The organism is Methylomonas sp. 2BW1-5-20, assembly GCF_052474515.1.
The window spans coordinates 3495944-3513615 of the sequence record NZ_CP184127.1 but is presented as its reverse complement, the minus strand read 5'-3'; the positions used below and the strand labels follow the sequence as shown (position 1 = coordinate 3513615).

Genomic DNA, 17672 nt, shown 5'->3' with positions numbered 1-17672 from the left:
ACGGCTATGCGGAGAATATGCTGAGTGCCTCGTGAATTTTGGTTTTGGCATCGTGCAGGATGGCCAAGGTGTTTTCCGGGGATAAGGAAAAGTTTTTTAATTTGGCTGCAGCCGGGATGGCGGTAATCGCCGGCAGATCGGCGGTCGCTTTTTTACCGATTAATGAATGTAGTCTGGATAGAACGACGATGTCCGTCAGTGTTAAGGTGTCGCCACTGCTTTGGTACCAGTCGCTGGAGAATTTGGCGACATCGACGAATTCCTCGGCAAAATCCCATTCCTTCAACACCACCGCGCCTACCGGGCCTTTGATGATAGGCATGGCTTGCTCGATTTCGGCGTCGTTATGATATTCGGGCGGTAGGTTCGCCACAAAGCTCAGAAAGGGAATCATGCCGATATCGCAGACCAACCCGGCCAGCAAGGCGTTTTCCGGATTTTGTTGCAGGCTGTGGCTGGCGAGCACATGGCTTAGCCCGGACAGATAGAGACTCTGCTTCCACAATTCTTCCAGATGGTTTTTAATCAGCGGCGATTTGCTTTTGAAAATCTGCTTCATGCTGATTGCCGTCACCAGATTGCGTGTGGCGTTCAGGCCGATCCGCACGACCGCGTCCTTACAATTTTTTGCCGGTACTGTGGTCAGGTATAGCGGGCAGTTGGCGACTTCTATCAGTTTGGCGGAGATAGCAGGATCGAGCTGGATAATTTTGACGGCATCGTCGATGCTGACGTCCTTCTGGATTGCTTTACGCAAATTGAGGGCCACTTCCGGCAGCGACGGAATTTCTATTTCGTGGTCGTTATTCTCGAAATGTTCGATAAACAGGCTTAATAGCCGGTTGTTGTGCAAATCTTCCGGGATATACAGTTTACCGTGGTCTTGTCTGCTCGGCGTCAACATGATTTTTAGCGATACCCGCAGCAGATCGACCTCGGTTTTTGCGGTGGCGGTGGCGGTGTGTTTGATGCCGCTGCAAATGGGGAATTTGGCTTGCGCGCTACCTGCGGAGATTTCGTAACTGTTGCCGTTGTGGTCGGCCAGGATAACAGTACCGCGCAATAGATAAATCGCGCAAGTGGCTTGCTGATTGACGTTGAACAGTATGCTATCCGCCGGCAAGGTTTCCACATGATTTTCGGTGGCGAAGGTTTGTAAGATCTCGTCGCTTAAATTCCTAATTGGGAATAATTGCTTTAGCGTTTCCGGCGTAATGCGTTGGCCGCCGCGCTGAGGTTTGCCTTTAGTTTGGGATTTTTCAAAAAAAGCTCTGATTCCACTCATATTATTCCAGTAAACGTTGATGGCTGGCGGTTTGGGATGATTGTTACCATGGACATCGCCCCGGTCAATAGTTTCATTGTTTGGCGTTATTAAATTCTCGTTCGGCGTTTAATAGCGCGATCACGGGCAAGGTTTGCGGACGAAGGCCTCGCCAGAGATAAAAAGCTTCGGCCGCCTGTTCCACTAACATGCCCAGACCGTCCAGACTATGAATCGCGCTATTGCTCATACTCCATTGCACGAAAGCGGTGGGCCGGTTGGCGTAAGCCAAATCGTAGCAACTGCCGCCGGCATGCAGCAGCGATTTTGGTAAAGGTGGGAGGTCGCCGCTCAGGCTGGCCGAGGTGGCGTTAATTATCAAATCGAATCGTTGCCCCGGCAGGTTGGTGTAATCGCAAGCCTGAGCCGCGCCCAAGGCTGCGAAATCCGCGGCAATGGCCTGCGCTTTGCCGACGGTACGATTAACGATTACCACTTCCGACGGTTGTTGTTCCAGCAATGGGGGAACGATGCCGCGCGTGGCGCCGCCAGCGCCCAGGATCAGAATTTTAATACCCTTTAGCCGGATGCCGTGGTTAATTGTCAAGTCGTTCACTAAGCCGACGCCGTCGGTGTTATCGCCCAAAATACTGCCATCGGCTTGGCGGGCTAAGGTATTGACGGCTTTTGCCAGTCGAGCCCGCTCGGTCAGTTGGTCGGCATACTGCCAAGCCAGTTCCTTGAGCGGCACCGTGCAATTCGAGCCTTTGCCGCCCTCGGCAAAAAATTGCGTTGCTGCCGCCGTGAAGTTTTCCGCCGGCACTTCTTGTGCGAGGTATTCCATGATCTCGCCGGATTGATCAGCAAATAACTTGTGTATACGTGGCGATTTACTGTGGCCGATCGGGTAACCGAACACCGCATAAGTATCAATTTTCATCATCGGTAGTGTATTTGCGGCGCCAATATTCCCATAAGAAAGTGGATGCTATTACCAGCACGCCCAGGGTAATGCAAACCGACATAAATTTTTCGAAGTAGGCGACGATAAGCGAGCAAGTTGCAAGAAAAAATCCGAGCAAGCTAAATTGCCAGCCGATACGTACCCCGTCCAACATGGTTGCTAAAGCTAGAATTAACAATATCACCAGGGTGGCGCTCATTTCGGATAAATGTTCGGATTTATTCAGCAAGGATGCGGCAATCACAATAATTAGTGTGTGAAACCAATGTAGGCCTTGGGCTTTGACGATTTCGCCAAAATCGTTTTCGCTGGTCTTGGTTTGTAGCCAGGATACGAAAATTGACAGCATCCCGAACACCACGACCATAAATAACCAGTAGCCGTAACCGTCATGCGGATTAAAGTCGGTAATAGCAATGCCCAGCAGCGATAAAATGACCAGCAGGATAAATACTGCTTGTTCAAGGCCGAAGTAGCGGCGCCGTCTAGGCTGAAAGTCGGCCGAATTGTTGTCGTTAAGCTCAAAGTCGTCGCTCATATTGGGTCCCTTTATGTAGTTGTTATTGTTGTTGTTTTAACCACCGGGCTGCGGATTTGGCATAGTAGGTCAGTATCGCATCGCAGCCTGCCCGCTTGAACGCCAGCAGGGATTCCATCACCACTTGTTGCTCGTCCAACCAGCCGTTTTGCGATGCGGCTTTCAGCATGGCGTATTCGCCGCTGACCTGATAGGCAAAGGTCGGTACGCCGAATTCTTCTTTGGCGCGGCGGATGATGTCCAGATAGGGCATGCCGGGTTTGATCATGATCATATCGGCGCCTTCGCGTAAGTCCAACTCTATTTCCCGTAGGGCTTCGTTGGAGTTGGCGGGGTCCATTTGATAGCTGTATTTGTTACCTCCGCCAAGATTGCCGGCCGAGCCGACTGCATCGCGGAAAGGGCCGTAGAAACTGGATGCATATTTGGCCGAATAAGCCAGAATTCGGGTATTGATGTGGCCGTGCGCTTCCAACGCGGATCGAATCGCACCGATTCGCCCGTCCATCATATCGGAGGGCGCGACAATATCGGCGCCGGCTTCAGCATGCGACAAAGCTTGCTTGCAGAGCACTGCGACTGTTTCATCGTTGACCACATAGCCTTGTGCATTGAGCAAGCCGTCTTGACCGTGCGAGGTAAACGGATCCAACGCCACGTCGGTAATCACGCCGAGTTCCGGCAGTTCGGCTTTCAAGGCTCTGATGCAACGTTGCGCCAAGCCCTCCGGATTAAAGGCTTCTTTGGCGTCTAAGGACTTTTTGTCCGGGGCGGTTACTGGGAACAGCGCAATCGCCGGGACGCCGAGGCCTAGTAAAGTTTCAGCTTCCTTGAGAATCAGGTCAATGGATAACCGGTTGACGCCGGGCATGGAAGCCACGGCTTCCTGTTTATGGTTGCCTTCGATAACGAATAACGGGCAGATTAAATCATCGCTGCTTAAACGATTTTCCCGCATCAGCCGCCGGGAGAAGGTTTGGTAGCGCATGCGGCGCATGCGCGTGGCCGGGAAAAAGTCGTTAGGGTGTGGCATCTCTTCCATAGTAATATAATAGGGTACTTGCTGAACCGATGGGTTAGCTAGGATCTGGAGCCGGGTTAGCGCTTCGGCCTTTATTTTAGCAGTGTATCGAATGAAGGCGGTTGAAATTAGCCGGCGATACCTTTTTGAGATGGTTTTTATGAATATCAAACGTCATATGCATTTTATATTTGTAGTAGTTTTTAGCTTGTTTGCCGGAATGTTTTTGTCCTTGCCCGCTGCCGCGGCCGATTTGAGCGAGCCGCAACGCGCTATCGAAGATGCATCCAATAAACTGAAGCAGCGCTTGCAGGATCCGTCTTTTCCGCATGATTTTCAAAAAATCAATGCCTTTGTCCAGGAGGTCATTTATCCGAATGTGGATTTCGACCTGATTTCTTCGCTGGTGCTGGGAAAAATGTGGAAGGACGCTTCGCCAGCCGAAAAAGATAGCTTTAAAAAAGAGTTTCAAATTTTGTTGATCAGAACTTACTCCCGTGCCTTCTTTGAGTTCAAAGATTGGTCGGTACGGTTTTTGCCGATCACGCCGGAAGAAGACGAAAGAAAAGTGTTGATCAAAACTGAAGTGCTGCAGCCCGGCTTGCAGCCGATTGCCGTCAACTATCGGATGCTGAACGTCAAAGGACAATGGAAAGCTTACGATATCTTGATTGAAGGCGTGAGTTTGGTCACAAATTACCGCACCAGCTTCAAAAACGAAGTGGAGCGTACCGGCTCTTTGCAAGAAGTCATCAACCAATTGGCTAAACGCAATACCGAGGCCTTAAGCCACAAAAATAACTCGTAAGGCTTCTCTTCAAGGATTCCCGGCCGTGTTTTGTCGGCGGGCCGGGAATAACCATCAGTATGCAATCCGCTAAAGACTCTCTTTACGCCAGTCCGCTGGGCCAAATCAGCGCATTTACGTTCGACGAAACTGTTGTCAAAGTCTTTCCGGACATGATTCAGCGTTCGGTGCCCGGCTATTCCACGATCATCTCGGCCATCGGACTGTTGGCCGCGCGTTTTGCCACGGAAAATAGCGTTTGCTACGACTTGGGTTGCTCCTTGGGTGCTGCGACCTTAGCCATGCGCCAACACATCACGACAAGGAATTGCCGGATCGTTGCGGTGGATTGTTCCTCCGCGATGATCGAGCAATGCCGGCGAAATTTGTCGGTTGCGTTCGACGGCGCTGATATAGAAGTCTTATGCGCGGATATTCGCGATATTGCTATTAGCAATGCCTCCGTGGTGGTGGTGAATTTTACTTTGCAGTTTATTCCGTTGGCGGATCGGCAGGCTTTTTTGGCCACTATCTATCGCGGACTGCTGCCGGGCGGAATTTTGATTTTGTCGGAGAAACTGGCATTTGACGACGCTCGCCAGCAGACTTTACAAAACGATATGCATCATCTATTCAAGAAAGCGCAAGGCTACAGCGAACTGGAAATCAGTCAAAAGCGCAGTGCGCTGGAAAATGTGCTGATTCCGGAAACTTTGGCCGCACATCAACAGCGTTTGAAAGCAGCAGGGTTTGCAAGTGCGGAAGTTTGGTTCCAGTATTTCAATTTTGCTTCGATGATTGCATTGAAATGACCGCATACCAAGGCCTCTATCATACCTTGGCGGCGGCAGGAGCCGAAGCCTGGGTGAGTCGCCTGCCCGGCCAACTGGCTTCGGCCTTTGCCGATTCATCGCATGGCGATCTAAAACGTTGGCAGCAGGCCGTAGACGATTTGCCGGACTTCAGGCCATCGAGTGTCGATTTGTTGGAGAGCGTCAGAATAGGTCAGGCAGCGGATATTTCCGAAGAGATGCGGGCTGGTTTGCGCGAACAATTGATGCAACTGCATCCTTGGCGAAAAGGGCCTTATGCGATATTTGGCATCGACATCGATACCGAATGGCGCTCGGATTGGAAATGGAATCGCGTGAAGGAGCAGATTGCGCCGCTCAATAATCGGCTGGTTTTAGATGTCGGTTGCGGTAACGGCTATCACTGCTGGCGGATGTTGGGGGCAGGAGCGAGGCTGGTGGTCGGTATCGATCCGACTTTGCTTAGTGTGATGCAGTTTCAAGCTGTCCGTAAATTGTATGGTGAGGCGCCGATTTATTTATTGCCGTTGGGGATTGAAGATGTGCCGCCTAACCTGGGCGTGTTCGATACAGTGTTTTCGATGGGAGTGTTATATCACCGCCGTTCGCCTATCGATCATTTGCTGGAGTTGAAAGCTTGTTTGCGCCCGGGTGGTGAATTGATTTTGGAGACTCTGGTCGTCGAAGGCGATGCCGCGCAAGTGTTAGTGCCAGAGGGGCGCTATGCGCAAATGCGTAATGTTTGGTTTTTGCCGAGCTGCTCAGCATTAATGTTATGGATGCGACGCTGCGGATTTAAAAATATCCGCTTGGCGGATATTTCTAAAACTTCCGTTCAGGAGCAACGCAGTACTGAATGGATGCGATTTCATTCCTTGGCGGATTTTCTCGATCCACATCGTCCGGATTTGACTTGCGAAGGCCTGCCTGCGCCGGTTCGTGCCGTGATTGTGGCTAGTGTCGATTAACTAGTGGATTTTTGTTTGCGGATTGTAAAATCTAAAGAACGGTCTAAGATTCTCTAGCTTGCAATATCAGCTGATATGGTTGCTGTGCTGATTCATTCGGGCATTCAATTTAATTCAACCGGAGAAAATCCATGAAAAAGTTATTCATACTTTTAATGCTGTGTTCTTTTGCCGTTTTTGCCGATCCCATCAATATTAACCAAGCCGATACTGAAGCTATTTCCAAAGCGTTGACAGGTGTAGGGCCGAAGAAGGCTGAAGCCATAGTGCAATACCGCAAGGAGCATGGGGATTTTAAGACGTTGAAAGACCTGGAAAATGTGTCCGGAATCGGCGCAAAAACCGCGCAGCAAAATGAAAAAAATATTGTGTTTGGTGAGGGAGCGGCAGCTCCGGCCGTGAAATCAGACAAGTCTGAGAAAGCCGAAAAACCGGAAGAGCCTAAAAAAGCCAAATAAGGCGACTGAGTTGGCGCGCTTGATCCTCCGGCGCGCCAACTTCATCTGGCTAGTGACTGTCTTCGTAAAGCTTCTCAGACAGTTAAAACGAATAACAATTCGTGTTAGCAAAATTTGGCGCGGGTCTTCGGCGCTGAAAGTTATTCGATCAACCGAAGGTCGATCCGTCCCAGCCCCAGAATTCGGCGGGGCAATTACTAAATTCGATATATATCCGATCCTTTGGCAATGAGAGTCGATTGTTCAACAGTTGGCATATTGACGCAGACAAGTTTTTTGCTTGGGTGATGCTAAGGCCAATGCTTTTGCATTCCAGATAGGCCAAGGGAGTAGAGGTGCCGGCAAACGCCATGTCATTGTCGCCCGAGAGTTTGACCATGACATAACGTTCCGGTTTGCCGGTTTCTTTTGCTAACAATTGCGATAGTTCTTTTAGCAGTTGTGGTCTCTGTTCGGTGTCGATAGTTACGTTAGTGTCCAGCTTTAAAAATGGCATGGGTGGTATCCTGATTTTTAAGATGCGAGAGGGTTAGTCGACGGCCAGTGTTCCAGAATTTCGTAGTCAACGACATTATCTGTTAAGCGGGATTCCACTAAACAAAATCCGTCCGATTGCCAGAAAACCGGTTCGAAATCGATGTGGATGGGTTGGTGGACATTTTTTATTAAGGTGATATGCGGTTTAAATGGTCTTTCGTCGATGTTAATTTGGTGCTGTTTGGCGATAGCCGTCAATTGTTGGTTTAGTTGCAGGATGTGCTGATCTGTTCGGTTGGTCGTTAGGCACAGCACCGCGGGTTTTTTCCAGAAGCTTAGATGGTCGAATGTCAGTCTTGCAGACGATGTTCGAAGCTGGCCGGCTTCTTTGACTAGCGACGCTTGCTGTTTGGAGGTGATTCGGCCTAAAAACAACAACGTAACATGTAAATTCGTTACGGTCATCGGTCGGCCGACACAATTAAGTTTAGTGATTACGTTCACGCATTGTTGGCGGGTGGGTTGCTCGGGCCATAAGGCAAAAAAGAGGCGTTTCAAGTTGGGCTCCTCGGATTGAATTGGATTGAAAGTGCAAATTTTCTACATATTTTGGCGGGTTCGTGAAAACTCTATTCCGTTTGTCTGTGGTTGATTTTTGAGTTAATACCCTATGTTCTAGTAAGGTTTATCGCTAAGCCGAGCATTGACGTTAAAAAAAATATGCTGATTAATCAGCTTGTAACGCTTGGGTCTTAAGCTCGAGTTTCGGTTTTCAGCGTGTGCTAGGCAAGTCGGTTTAGGTTAAGGTTTCGGCGTAGAATTGCCTAGCGACGAATTATCCGTCAGTCTGCGTGTGGCGCGGTGTTGCTAAGCATTGACATATATCCCATTTCTATCTTACAGTTACAAATGCATCACACGTACGTGACAAGCCTAGCGGGTTGTGGCAGTTTGCAAGAATCGGCTATTACTAAAAATTAAAAACTTTCGGAGCACATCACATGGCAAGACCATTAATTCAAATGGCGTTGGATTCACTGGATTTCAACCAAACCGTTGCGTTGGCGGATCAAGTAGCACCTTATGTCGACATTTTTGAAATCGGCACCCCTTGCATCAAATACAACGGTATCAATCTGGTTAAAGAACTGAGACAACGTTTCCCAGACAAACTGTTGTTGGTTGACTTGAAAACCATGGACGCTGGCGAATACGAAGCCGGTGCATTCTACGCGGAAGGCGCGGATATCGTTACCGTACTGGGTGTTTCAGGTTTGGCAACTATTGCCGGCGTTGTTAAAGCCGCAAAAAAACACGGTGCTGAAACTCAAATCGACTTGATCAACGTCGAAGACAAAGCTTATATCGCTAAAGAATCAGTGAAATTGGGTGCGCAAATCGTCGGTATTCACACGGGTCTTGATGCACAAGCTGCGGGTCACACACCGTTTACCGATCTGAACGACATTGCTCGTCTTGGATTGAATGTTCGTATCTCGGTTGCCGGCGGTATTAAACAAGCTACTGTGCAACAAGTGGTTGAAGCTGGCGCAAACATTATCGTGGTTGGTGCAGCTATCTACGGCGCACCATCACCTGCTGAAGCGGCTCGTGAAATCCGTGAACTGGTTGATGCAGCGGCGGTATAAGTCATGCATCAGCAGTTAATTATTGACAAAATTTCAGGAATTCTGGAAGCGACACCCGATTCGCACGACAAAACCTTGGTCGACATGCTGGATCAAGCTAAGCGCATTTTTATTTCAGGCGCTGGCCGTTCAAAGCTTGTCGGTAATTTCTTTGCTATGCGTTTGATGCATGGCGGTTATGACGTTAGCGTCGTTGGCGAAATCGTCACACCAAGCATTAAAGCGGGCGATTTGTTAATTATTATCTCGGGCTCTGGTGAGACCGAGCAATTGGTGGCTTTCACTAAAAAAGCTAAAGAAGTCGGCGCTAAAATCGTGCTAATTTCAGCCAAGGATGATTCGACTATCGGCGATTTGGCTGATGTTACTTTACAGATTGGCCGAGCTGAACAGTACGGTAAAGTCAAAGGCATGCCTATGGGTACTGTGTTTGAGTTGTCAACTTTGTTTTTCCTGGAAGCGACCATTTCTCATGTGATTCATGACAAAGGTATTGCAGAAGAAGAAATGAGATCAAGACACGCCAATTTGGAATAATTTGGCGTGCGGGCCTGTGATCGGAGCGATTCGGTCACAGGCTTTTAATTATTATTTGGGCGTCAAGGTGATCCCGATTCCAGCAGTCTAGAAATAACGAGAGTGTGGTTTTGGTCGCCCTTGTATTTACCTGCCTCATCCAGAGCGATGTCGAGCCATCGATTCGCAACTAAAAAATAACAAAATATAAAGGAGACCAACATGCCTTCGCGCCGAGACTTAGCGAACGCCATCCGCGCACTTAGCATGGACGCGGTACAGAAAGCCAACTCAGGGCACCCGGGTGCGCCGATGGGTATGGCCGACATAGCCGAAGTATTGTGGAACGATTTTCTGCAACACAACCCCGGCAACCCCAAATGGCCGAACCGCGACCGCTTCATCCTGTCCAACGGTCATGGCTCCATGCTGATTTATTCCTTGCTGCATTTGGCCGGCTACAACCTGCCGATCGAAGAACTGAAACAGTTCCGCCAACTGCACTCGCAAACCCCGGGTCATCCTGAATACGGCTATACCGAAGGTGTCGAAACCACCACCGGTCCCTTGGGACAAGGCATTACCAATGCCGTGGGTTTTGCCTTGGCGGAACGCACCCTGGCCGGCCAATTCAACCGTCCCGGTCACGACATCGTCGACCACCACACCTACGTGTTCCTGGGCGACGGTTGCTTGATGGAAGGTATTTCCCACGAAGCCTGCTCATTGGCCGGCTCCATGAAACTGGGCAAACTGATCGCCTTCTACGACGACAACAACATCTCCATCGATGGTGAAGTGCGTGGACACGGCAACGTGCATGGCTGGTTCCTGGACAACACCCCGCAACGTTTCGAAGCCTACGGCTGGCACGTCATTCCTAAGGTTGACGGTCACGACGCCGACGCCGTCAAAGTCGCCATCGAAGCCGCGAAAAAAGTCACCGACAAACCGACCATCATCTGCTGCCAAACCACCATCGGTTTCGGTTCGCCGAACAAACAAGGCAAAGAAGAATGCCACGGTGCCGCCCTGGGTGAAGCCGAGGTGGCTGCCACGCGCGAAAACCTAGGCTGGCCGCATGCGCCGTTCGAAATCCCTGCCGATATCAAAGCCGGATGGGATGCCAACGCCAAAGGTGCCCAACTGGAAAGCGCCTGGAACGCCAAATTTGCCGCCTACAAAGCTGCGCACCCTGAACTCGCTGCCGAATTCGAGCGCCGAGTCATCAAAAATGAACTGCCTGCCGACTGGGCCGAAAAATCCAACGCCTTCGTCGCGGCGGTCAACGAAAAAGGCGAAACCATCGCCAGCCGCAAAGCCTCACAAAACACCCTGAACGGTTTTGGCCCCTTGTTGCCCGAACTGTTGGGCGGCTCTGCCGACCTGGCCGGCTCCAACCTGACTTTGTGGTCCGGTTGCAAAGACGTCAACCAGCCCGGCTTCGACGGCAACTACGTCTACTACGGTGTGCGCGAATTCGGTATGTCCGCCATCATGAACGGCATTACCTTGCACGGCGGATTCAAACCCTACGGCGCGACCTTCCTGATGTTCAGCGAATACGCCCGTAACGCCCTGCGCATGGCCGCGTTGATGAAAATTCCGACCATCTTCGTCTACACCCATGACTCTATCGGCCTGGGCGAAGACGGCCCGACCCATCAACCCGTCGAACAAACCGCCACCCTGCGCATGATCCCCAACATGCACGTCTGGCGTCCGGCCGATGCGGTGGAATCTGCGGTCAGCTGGAAAGCCGCCATCGAACGTCAAGACGGCCCTAGCACCCTGATCTTCTCGCGTCAAAACCTGCCGCACACTGCGCGGACCCAGGCCCAAATTGACGCGATCAGCAAAGGTGGCTACATCCTGACAGACAGCGATGGTGCCCCGGAAGCGATCATCATTGCCACCGGTTCCGAAGTCGAATTGGCACTGAAAGCCGCCGACGCGTTAACGGCAAAAGGCAAAAAAATCCGCGTGGTGTCCTTGCCATCGACCAACGTCTTCGAAGCGCAAGATCAAGCGTACAAAGACAGCGTATTGCCGCCTAGCGTGACCAAACGCGTGGTAGTAGAAGCGGGTGTGACCGACAGCTGGTGGAAATATGCCGGCAGCGCGGGTAGAGTCGTAGGATTGGACCGTTTCGGCGAATCGGCCCCGGCAGGTCAGCTCTTCAAAGAGTTCGGCTTTACCGTGGACAATGTCGTCGCTAATGTGGAAGCCGTTCTTTAATTTTGGTAAACAGTAGGTGGGGCTTTGGTTTTTGATTGGTCAATTATTAAAGTCTCACGTTTCTAACAGCATAGGTGATAGACGTGAAAATAAATGAATTAACGAAAGGTGTTATGGCAGCGCTGCTGCTGACCAGTTCCTTGGCGATGGCAGAAGAATATCCTGCGGCCGATTATCAACCAAAGGTGCTTTATACCAATCCAGACTATAATGGGGAAGCCAGCAGCTCTTCAGCGGCAAAGCCAGCTGCTAAAGCTAAGGAAGTTGAGGTTGTAGAGCAAGACGCAAATTACCCGGCGGCTAATTATCAGCCAAAGGTTTTGTTCACTGACCCGGCATACAAGCATGACAAGTCTGCGCCGCAAGCTGCTTCGGGAAGTAGCGTTGCGTCGTCGGTTGCTAGCAGCGAATCAGAGTCGGTCGGTTCTACGCCATCTGAAGAAAAAGGTTCTACCAATAGCTTGTTAGGTTTAGCTGTATTGGCCGCTGCCGGTGTTTTCTTATATAGCAAGAAATCCGGTTCTAAATCTGGTGCTGCTGGCTCTAGTGCTAGTTATGTAGACGCAGGGGGCGCTACAGGCGTAGAAAAATACCTAGATAAAATTGGCGCCAATAAAACTGGCGTAGCCAAATACTTGGAAAAACAAGACTCTAATCCCGCGACTGGTGTTGCTAAATACATGGCAAAGCAAATCGTGAAAGACAGAGAGGCTGCTGCCGCGAAAGCGACAGGCGTAGAAAAGTATTTGCGCGATAGAGGGTAAGGCATCAGCAAGTTTTTGATACTGATGGCCGGTGCGTTAGGATAAAAAGTTAAAAAATCACCGGTAGTTTTAAAAAGAATCGCCACTTCGTATGTTTTAAACTGCAGTACGCTGCTTTAAAACATACGAAGTGGCGATTCAGTATTGTCAAATCTAAAAATTACAGGGTTTCTTCACCAGGGACTCTTATGAAATCAATCTCCTGCAAGAATTGCTGAACATCTTTTATTGGTAAGGCTCAGTTCAAACTAGGGGGACAAATTAATAACAATTCGAGGACATTCCTATGGCAAAAAATTTACTTGAACAACTACGTGAAGTAACTGTCGTCGTTGCCGACACTGGCGACATTCAAGCGATCGAAACATTCAAACCGCGCGATGCGACCACCAATCCATCTTTGATTACTGCTGCTGCCCAAATGCCGCAATATCAAGGTATTGTTGACGATACCTTGAAAGGTGCGCGCGCAACTTTAGGTGCGGCTGCCTCGGCTGCCGACGTTGTAACGCTGGCGTTTGATCGTTTAGCGGTATCTTTCGGTTTGAAAATTCTGGAAATCATCGAAGGCCGCGTATCGACTGAAGTCGATGCGCGCCTGTCTTATGATACCGAAGGCACTATTGCTAAAGGTCGTGATTTGATCAAGCAATATGAAGCCGCCGGTATTTCCAAAGAACGCGTGCTGATCAAAATTGCTGCAACATGGGAAGGCATCCAAGCTGCCGCCGTATTGGAAAAAGAAGGCATTCACACCAACCTGACATTGTTGTTTGGTTTGCATCAAGCGATTGCCTGCGCGGAAAATGGCATTACGCTGATTTCTCCATTTGTTGGCCGTATTCTGGATTGGTACAAAAAAGACACTGGCCGCGATTCTTACGCGCCTACAGAAGATCCAGGTGTATTGTCAGTAACTGAAATCTACAACTATTACAAAAAATTCGGCTACAAAACCGAAGTAATGGGCGCAAGTTTCAGAAACATCGGGGAAATCACCGAGTTGGCCGGTAGTGATCTGTTAACTATTGCGCCATCCTTACTGGCTGAATTGCAATCCGTTGAAGGCGAGCTGCCGCGTAAATTGGATCCGGCTAATGCGGCGAATGCTACGATCGAAAAAATCACTGTCGACAAAGCGACTTTCGATCGTATGCACGAAGAAAACCGCATGGCAAAAGAAAAATTGGCGGAAGGTATAGACGGTTTCGCCAAAGCTTTGGAAGCTTTGGAAAAATTGTTGTCAGAGCGTTTGGCTAGCTTGGAAGCTTAACAAAGATAGCTGGCAGTGAGTTATTCTCGTTGCCAGCGTTCCATTACGATTTATCTCGGATTGTCTGTTTATTCGGCAATCCGATTCCTAAGCAGGATTTATGGCATGTCACAGAAAATATTAGATGTTGTTAAGCCCGGTGTCGTTACCGGTGAAGATGTTCAAAAAATCTTTGCAATATGCAAAGAAAACAAATTTGCTTTACCTGCCGTGAATGTGATCAGCACCGATACCATTAACTCGGTATTGGAGGCGGCGGCGAAAGTAAAATCACCAGTGGTCATCCAGTTTTCAAACGGTGGCGCCGCGTTTGTTGCCGGTAAAGGCTTAAAATTGGAAGGGCAAGGCAATTCAATTGTCGGTGCGATTTCAGGTGCTCACCACGTTCATGCGCTGGCTGAACATTATGGCGTTCCCGTAATTCTACACACCGACCACGCAGCAAAAAAACTGCTGCCTTGGATTGATGGTTTGTTAGATGCCGGTGAAAAACATTTTGCGGCAACTGGTAAACCGTTATTTAGCTCGCACATGCTGGATTTGTCGGAAGAAAGTCTCGCGGAAAACATTGAAATTTGCGCTAAATATTTGGAGCGTATGTCGAAATTGGGCATGACGTTGGAAATCGAGTTGGGTGTTACCGGCGGCGAAGAAGACGGTGTCGATAACAGTGGCGTGGATCATTCATCCTTGTACACCCAACCTGAAGATGTAGCCTATGCTTACGAGCATTTGAGCAAAGTCAGCCACCGTTTCACTATCGCGGCGTCGTTCGGTAACGTGCATGGCGTGTATTCGCCTGGCAATGTTAAATTGACACCAAAAATTTTGGATAACTCACAAAAATACGTTTCCGAAAAATTCGGTTTGCCGCATAACACCTTGAATTTTGTGTTCCACGGTGGTTCCGGATCATCGCCGGAAGAAATCAAAGAATCGATTAGTTACGGCGTTGTGAAAATGAACATCGACACTGATACCCAGTGGGCAAGCTGGGAAGGTGTGATGAATTATTACAAGAAAAACGAAGCTTATTTGCAAGGTCAAATCGGTAACCCTGATGGCGCCGATAAACCAAACAAAAAATACTACGATCCACGGGTTTGGCAACGTGCCGGTCAAGTTGGTATGGTGACTCGTTTAGAGCAAGCTTTCCAGGAATTAAACGCAGTTAATTCTTTGTAATATGTGATAAAGCTGCAAAGACCGGACGGTCTTTGCAGCCCTTTCTTTAAGATATTCGCAATTTAAGTCAAAAATTTGACTTAAGGGCTACAATCCTTTCAGGTGTTTTTCAAAATACCTAAATCCCGCATCATTGCCTAACTGCTTTCCAGTGACGGCTATACTATTATTCTACAACGATGTTTTTTCTTGTATGATCGAATCCGGATGGCTTTGTAAATAAGCTATGGGGTTGGGTGTGAATATTTTGGCGCAAATTGTGCTTTAAAAATTTATAGGTGGAAAATGGCAGAGGCCCAAGGGAAAGACGAAGGCAAGAAGTCTTCCAAAAAAATGATAGTAATAATTGCCGTAGCAGTATTGGTTTTAGCGGGTGCTGGTGGCGGTGCTTATTTTTATATGAATAAGCAAGCGAGTGCAGAGCATAAGGAAGAAGGCGATGGCAAACAAGGCAAGGAAGAACACAAGGAGGACGCTGCTAAAGAAGAGGATGCCGAGCATGAAAAAGTCGCTGAACCCGATATTTATTACGATTTGCCTACGCCGTTGCTGGTCAATTTTCCTGCCGGTTCGGGCGCAAAAGTTATCCGAATCTCGTTAACCATACTCACAAAAGGCGAGGCGAGTGTGGATGCGATGAAAAAACACGAGCCAATGATACGCAATAATTTATTGATGGCTATCAGTGCTTTAGGTGCCGAGAAAGCGAAAACCTTGGCAGGAAAACAAGAGCTGAAAGAGATGATGCAGGTGGAAATCGGCAAGGTACTGGAAAAAATGGCCGGTAAAAATACCGTTAAAGATGTGTATTTCACTGAATTTGTAATGCAATAAATGTCAACCGCAGACTTATTATCACAAGACGAAATTGACGCGCTACTACATGGTGTGGACGACGGCGACGTCGATACCGGTGCTGACGATGATGAATATAGCCGGGGTACGGCTAGAGTCTATGATTTTAATAGTCAGGAGCGTATTGTCCGCGGACGTATGCCAACCTTGGAAATGGTTAACGAGCGTTTTGCTAGGCATTTTCGGATCGCGCTATTTAATTTTTTACGCCGTGCCGCGGAGATTTCGGTTTCCGGGATTCAGGTGCAGAAATTCTCGGAATTTATTCAGGGTCTGTTCGTACCGACTAACTTAAACGTGATACGGATGTCGCCTTTGCGCGGACGGGCGCTAATCGTGATGGAGCCGCGTTTGGTGTTTACAGCAGTAGATAATTTTTTCGGTGGCGGCGGCCAGTTTTATAACAAGGTCGAAGGCCGGGAGTTTACACCGACCGAAATGCGCATCATCCGCCTGATTATTGACATGATATTCAAGGACTTGGCCGAGGCGTGGAAGCCGGTGATGGACATCGAGTTCGAATACATCAACTCAGAAGTGAATCCGCAATTTGCCAACATCGTCAGCCCTTCGGAAATCGTGGTGATTTCCACTATTCATGTGGAATTGGAGGGCGGCGGCGGCGACATCAATATCGCGATGCCGTACTCCATGATAGAACCCATTAGAGAGCTGCTGGATGCAGTGACGAGTGATCGCGGTGAGGTCGATGGCCGTTGGCAAGACTCACTAAGAGTCGAAATAATGCGTAGCGAAGTGGTGGTTAACAGTAAGCTGATAGAAAAGGAAATGTCTATCAGCGAAGTGATTGAACTTAAAAAAGGCGATGTGATTCCAATCGAAATGCCGGAAACCGTGCTGCTGGAAGTAGAAGATGTGCCGGTTTTTCGCGGCAAACTAGGGCTTTCGGATGGCAACTACGCCATCGAAATTATAGAAAAAATGACGCTGGATAATATTTAACAGCAGGGAAGGTAAGTATGAGTGAAAACGACGATATTGGCGATGACTGGGCGGCCGCGATGAACGAACAGGCCGAGGCTGAGGCGGATTGGGGCGAGGCATTGAAAGAGCAAGCCGGCGCTGCTAAAAATAGTGCTCAAGGTTTTGCCGCGGCGGAATTTCCGGAATTCGCCGAACAAAAGTCCAAAAATAATGGGCCCAGCAGCGATGAGGTTAAGTTGGATGTGATTCTCGATGTGCCGGTCACGGTGTCATTAGAGATCGGTCGGACCAAAATTAATATTAGAAATTTATTGCAACTCAACCAGGGGTCGGTAGTGGAGCTGGATCGTTTTGCCGGTGAACCCATGGACGTGTTGGTAAACGGAACCTTGGTGGCGCACGGCGAAGTGGTGGTGGTCAACGACAAGTTCGGTATTCGGTTAACGGACATCATTAGCCCGTCGGAACGGGTTAGAAAGCTGGGCTGATGTCTGCGCGAACCTTGGTTATTCTGGCGGTTGCCACGCTGTTCTCGCCCCGAGCCTGGGCCGAAGAGGTTACAGCGGTTCCCAGGCAAACTGCAAAAGTAGTTTCTTCCGGGGATGTTGCGCAATGGCTTTTGGCGTTGTTACTGGTCTTGGCGGTATTTTTTCTGTCGGTATGGTTATTGCGCAAAAGCGGCAGTTTGGCCTTTGTCAGTAAAGGACAATTGACCATATTGGCTGGATTATCCCTGGGGATGCGTGAAAAGCTGGTGTTGGTCAAAGTCGGTGAGAAACAACTATTGCTGGGTGTTAGCAGCGGACGCATCGACAAACTACTTGAGCTCGAAGGCGATCAGCGTTTATTTATGAATGGTCCGGATAGCCAAGAAAGCAGCGCATTTGCCAAAAAGTTGCTGCAAGTTATGCAGGGTAAGCAAAATGATTAAGTTGATCTCTTCTTGTTTGATCCTGAT

General features: G+C 49.1%; 20 protein-coding genes. 14 read left to right on the top strand and 6 right to left on the bottom strand.

Translation table 11 applies throughout. From position 1 onward, the window contains the following. Positions 1–4: 4 nt before the first annotated feature. The 4 genes from ACH50O_RS16315 to hemB form a co-directional block, all read right to left on the bottom strand. Positions 5–1285: an HDOD domain-containing protein gene (locus ACH50O_RS16315; protein WP_446808815.1), complete on the bottom strand. Its 1281-nt coding sequence runs from the start codon at positions 1283–1285 to the stop codon at positions 5–7. Positions 1286–1358: 73 nt separating this feature from the next. Further along, the gene (gene aroE / locus ACH50O_RS16310) at positions 1359–2207 is read right to left on the bottom strand and encodes a shikimate dehydrogenase (protein WP_446808814.1); all 849 of its coding nucleotides are present in this window, start codon (positions 2205–2207) and stop codon (positions 1359–1361) included. Continuing rightward, positions 2194–2766: a hypothetical protein gene (locus ACH50O_RS16305; RefSeq protein WP_446808813.1), complete on the bottom strand. Its 573-nt coding sequence runs from the start codon at positions 2764–2766 to the stop codon at positions 2194–2196. The genes aroE and ACH50O_RS16305 overlap by 14 nt, the downstream gene beginning before the upstream one ends. 22 nt (positions 2767–2788) lie before the next feature. Continuing rightward, complete coding sequence (gene hemB, locus ACH50O_RS16300; RefSeq protein ID WP_446808812.1) at positions 2789–3808, bottom strand: porphobilinogen synthase; 1020 nt, start codon at positions 3806–3808, stop codon at positions 2789–2791. A gap of 139 nt (positions 3809–3947) precedes the next feature. Here hemB and ACH50O_RS16295 point away from each other — a divergent pair, with 139 nt between their 5' ends. The 4 genes from ACH50O_RS16295 (at position 3948) to ACH50O_RS16280 (ending at position 6812) form a co-directional block, all read left to right on the top strand. Continuing rightward, positions 3948–4595: an MlaC/ttg2D family ABC transporter substrate-binding protein gene (locus ACH50O_RS16295; RefSeq protein WP_446808811.1), complete on the top strand. Its 648-nt coding sequence runs from the start codon at positions 3948–3950 to the stop codon at positions 4593–4595. Positions 4596–4654: 59 nt separating this feature from the next. Beyond that, positions 4655–5386, top strand: a complete 732-nt coding sequence (gene cmoA, locus ACH50O_RS16290) for a carboxy-S-adenosyl-L-methionine synthase CmoA (protein ID WP_446808810.1) — start codon at positions 4655–4657, stop codon at positions 5384–5386. Further along, positions 5383–6354 (top strand): tRNA 5-methoxyuridine(34)/uridine 5-oxyacetic acid(34) synthase CmoB, encoded by a 972-nt coding sequence (cmoB, locus tag ACH50O_RS16285; protein WP_446808809.1) that lies wholly within the window; start codon positions 5383–5385, stop codon positions 6352–6354. Before cmoA ends, cmoB begins: the two co-directional genes overlap by 4 nt. Before the next feature lie 131 nt (positions 6355–6485). Further along, entirely contained in the window at positions 6486–6812 is a 327-nt protein-coding gene (locus ACH50O_RS16280; protein WP_446808808.1) for a ComEA family DNA-binding protein, read from the top strand. Between the two features lie 148 nt (positions 6813–6960). On the opposite strand, the gene ACH50O_RS16275 is transcribed toward ACH50O_RS16280, so the two are convergent. Both ACH50O_RS16275 and thpR read right to left on the bottom strand, forming a co-directional pair. Continuing rightward, entirely contained in the window at positions 6961–7308 is a 348-nt protein-coding gene (locus ACH50O_RS16275; protein WP_446808807.1) for a phenylpyruvate tautomerase MIF-related protein, read from the bottom strand. A gap of 17 nt (positions 7309–7325) precedes the next feature. After that, complete coding sequence (thpR, locus tag ACH50O_RS16270) at positions 7326–7847, bottom strand: RNA 2',3'-cyclic phosphodiesterase (protein WP_446808806.1); 522 nt, start codon at positions 7845–7847, stop codon at positions 7326–7328. Between the two features lie 443 nt (positions 7848–8290). On the opposite strand from thpR, the gene hxlA reads away from it, so the two are divergent. From hxlA to fliO, 10 genes are all read left to right on the top strand, one after another. Further along, on the top strand, positions 8291–8938 hold the full coding sequence (gene hxlA, locus ACH50O_RS16265) for a 3-hexulose-6-phosphate synthase (RefSeq protein ID WP_301936208.1): 648 nt from the start codon (positions 8291–8293) through the stop codon (positions 8936–8938). Between the two features lie 3 nt (positions 8939–8941). Further along, positions 8942–9475: a 6-phospho-3-hexuloisomerase gene (gene hxlB / locus ACH50O_RS16260; protein ID WP_446808805.1), complete on the top strand. Its 534-nt coding sequence runs from the start codon at positions 8942–8944 to the stop codon at positions 9473–9475. 201 nt (positions 9476–9676) lie between these two features. Next, entirely contained in the window at positions 9677–11692 is a 2016-nt protein-coding gene (gene tkt, locus ACH50O_RS16255) for a transketolase (protein ID WP_446808754.1), read from the top strand. Positions 11693–11775: 83 nt separating this feature from the next. Continuing rightward, on the top strand, positions 11776–12456 hold the full coding sequence (locus tag ACH50O_RS16250) for a hypothetical protein (protein WP_446808804.1): 681 nt from the start codon (positions 11776–11778) through the stop codon (positions 12454–12456). Positions 12457–12742: 286 nt separating this feature from the next. Beyond that, a complete protein-coding gene (locus ACH50O_RS16245; protein WP_446808803.1) occupies positions 12743–13729 on the top strand; it encodes a transaldolase in 987 nt (328 codons plus the stop codon). 105 nt (positions 13730–13834) lie between these two features. Then, positions 13835–14914: a class II fructose-bisphosphate aldolase gene (gene fbaA / locus ACH50O_RS16240; protein WP_446808802.1), complete on the top strand. Its 1080-nt coding sequence runs from the start codon at positions 13835–13837 to the stop codon at positions 14912–14914. A gap of 285 nt (positions 14915–15199) precedes the next feature. Continuing rightward, positions 15200–15748 (top strand): flagellar basal body-associated FliL family protein, encoded by a 549-nt coding sequence (locus ACH50O_RS16235; RefSeq protein WP_446808801.1) that lies wholly within the window; start codon positions 15200–15202, stop codon positions 15746–15748. Continuing rightward, positions 15749–16732 carry a flagellar motor switch protein FliM gene (gene fliM, locus ACH50O_RS16230; RefSeq protein ID WP_446808800.1) on the top strand — a complete coding sequence of 328 codons (984 nt, stop codon included), beginning with the start codon at positions 15749–15751 and terminating at the stop codon, positions 16730–16732. A 17-nt stretch (positions 16733–16749) separates the two neighbouring features. Continuing rightward, entirely contained in the window at positions 16750–17202 is a 453-nt protein-coding gene (gene fliN, locus ACH50O_RS16225; protein WP_446808799.1) for a flagellar motor switch protein FliN, read from the top strand. Further along, positions 17202–17645 (top strand): flagellar biosynthetic protein FliO, encoded by a 444-nt coding sequence (gene fliO / locus ACH50O_RS16220; RefSeq protein ID WP_446808798.1) that lies wholly within the window; start codon positions 17202–17204, stop codon positions 17643–17645. Before fliN ends, fliO begins: the two co-directional genes overlap by 1 nt. Positions 17646–17672: the final 27 nt, after the last annotated feature.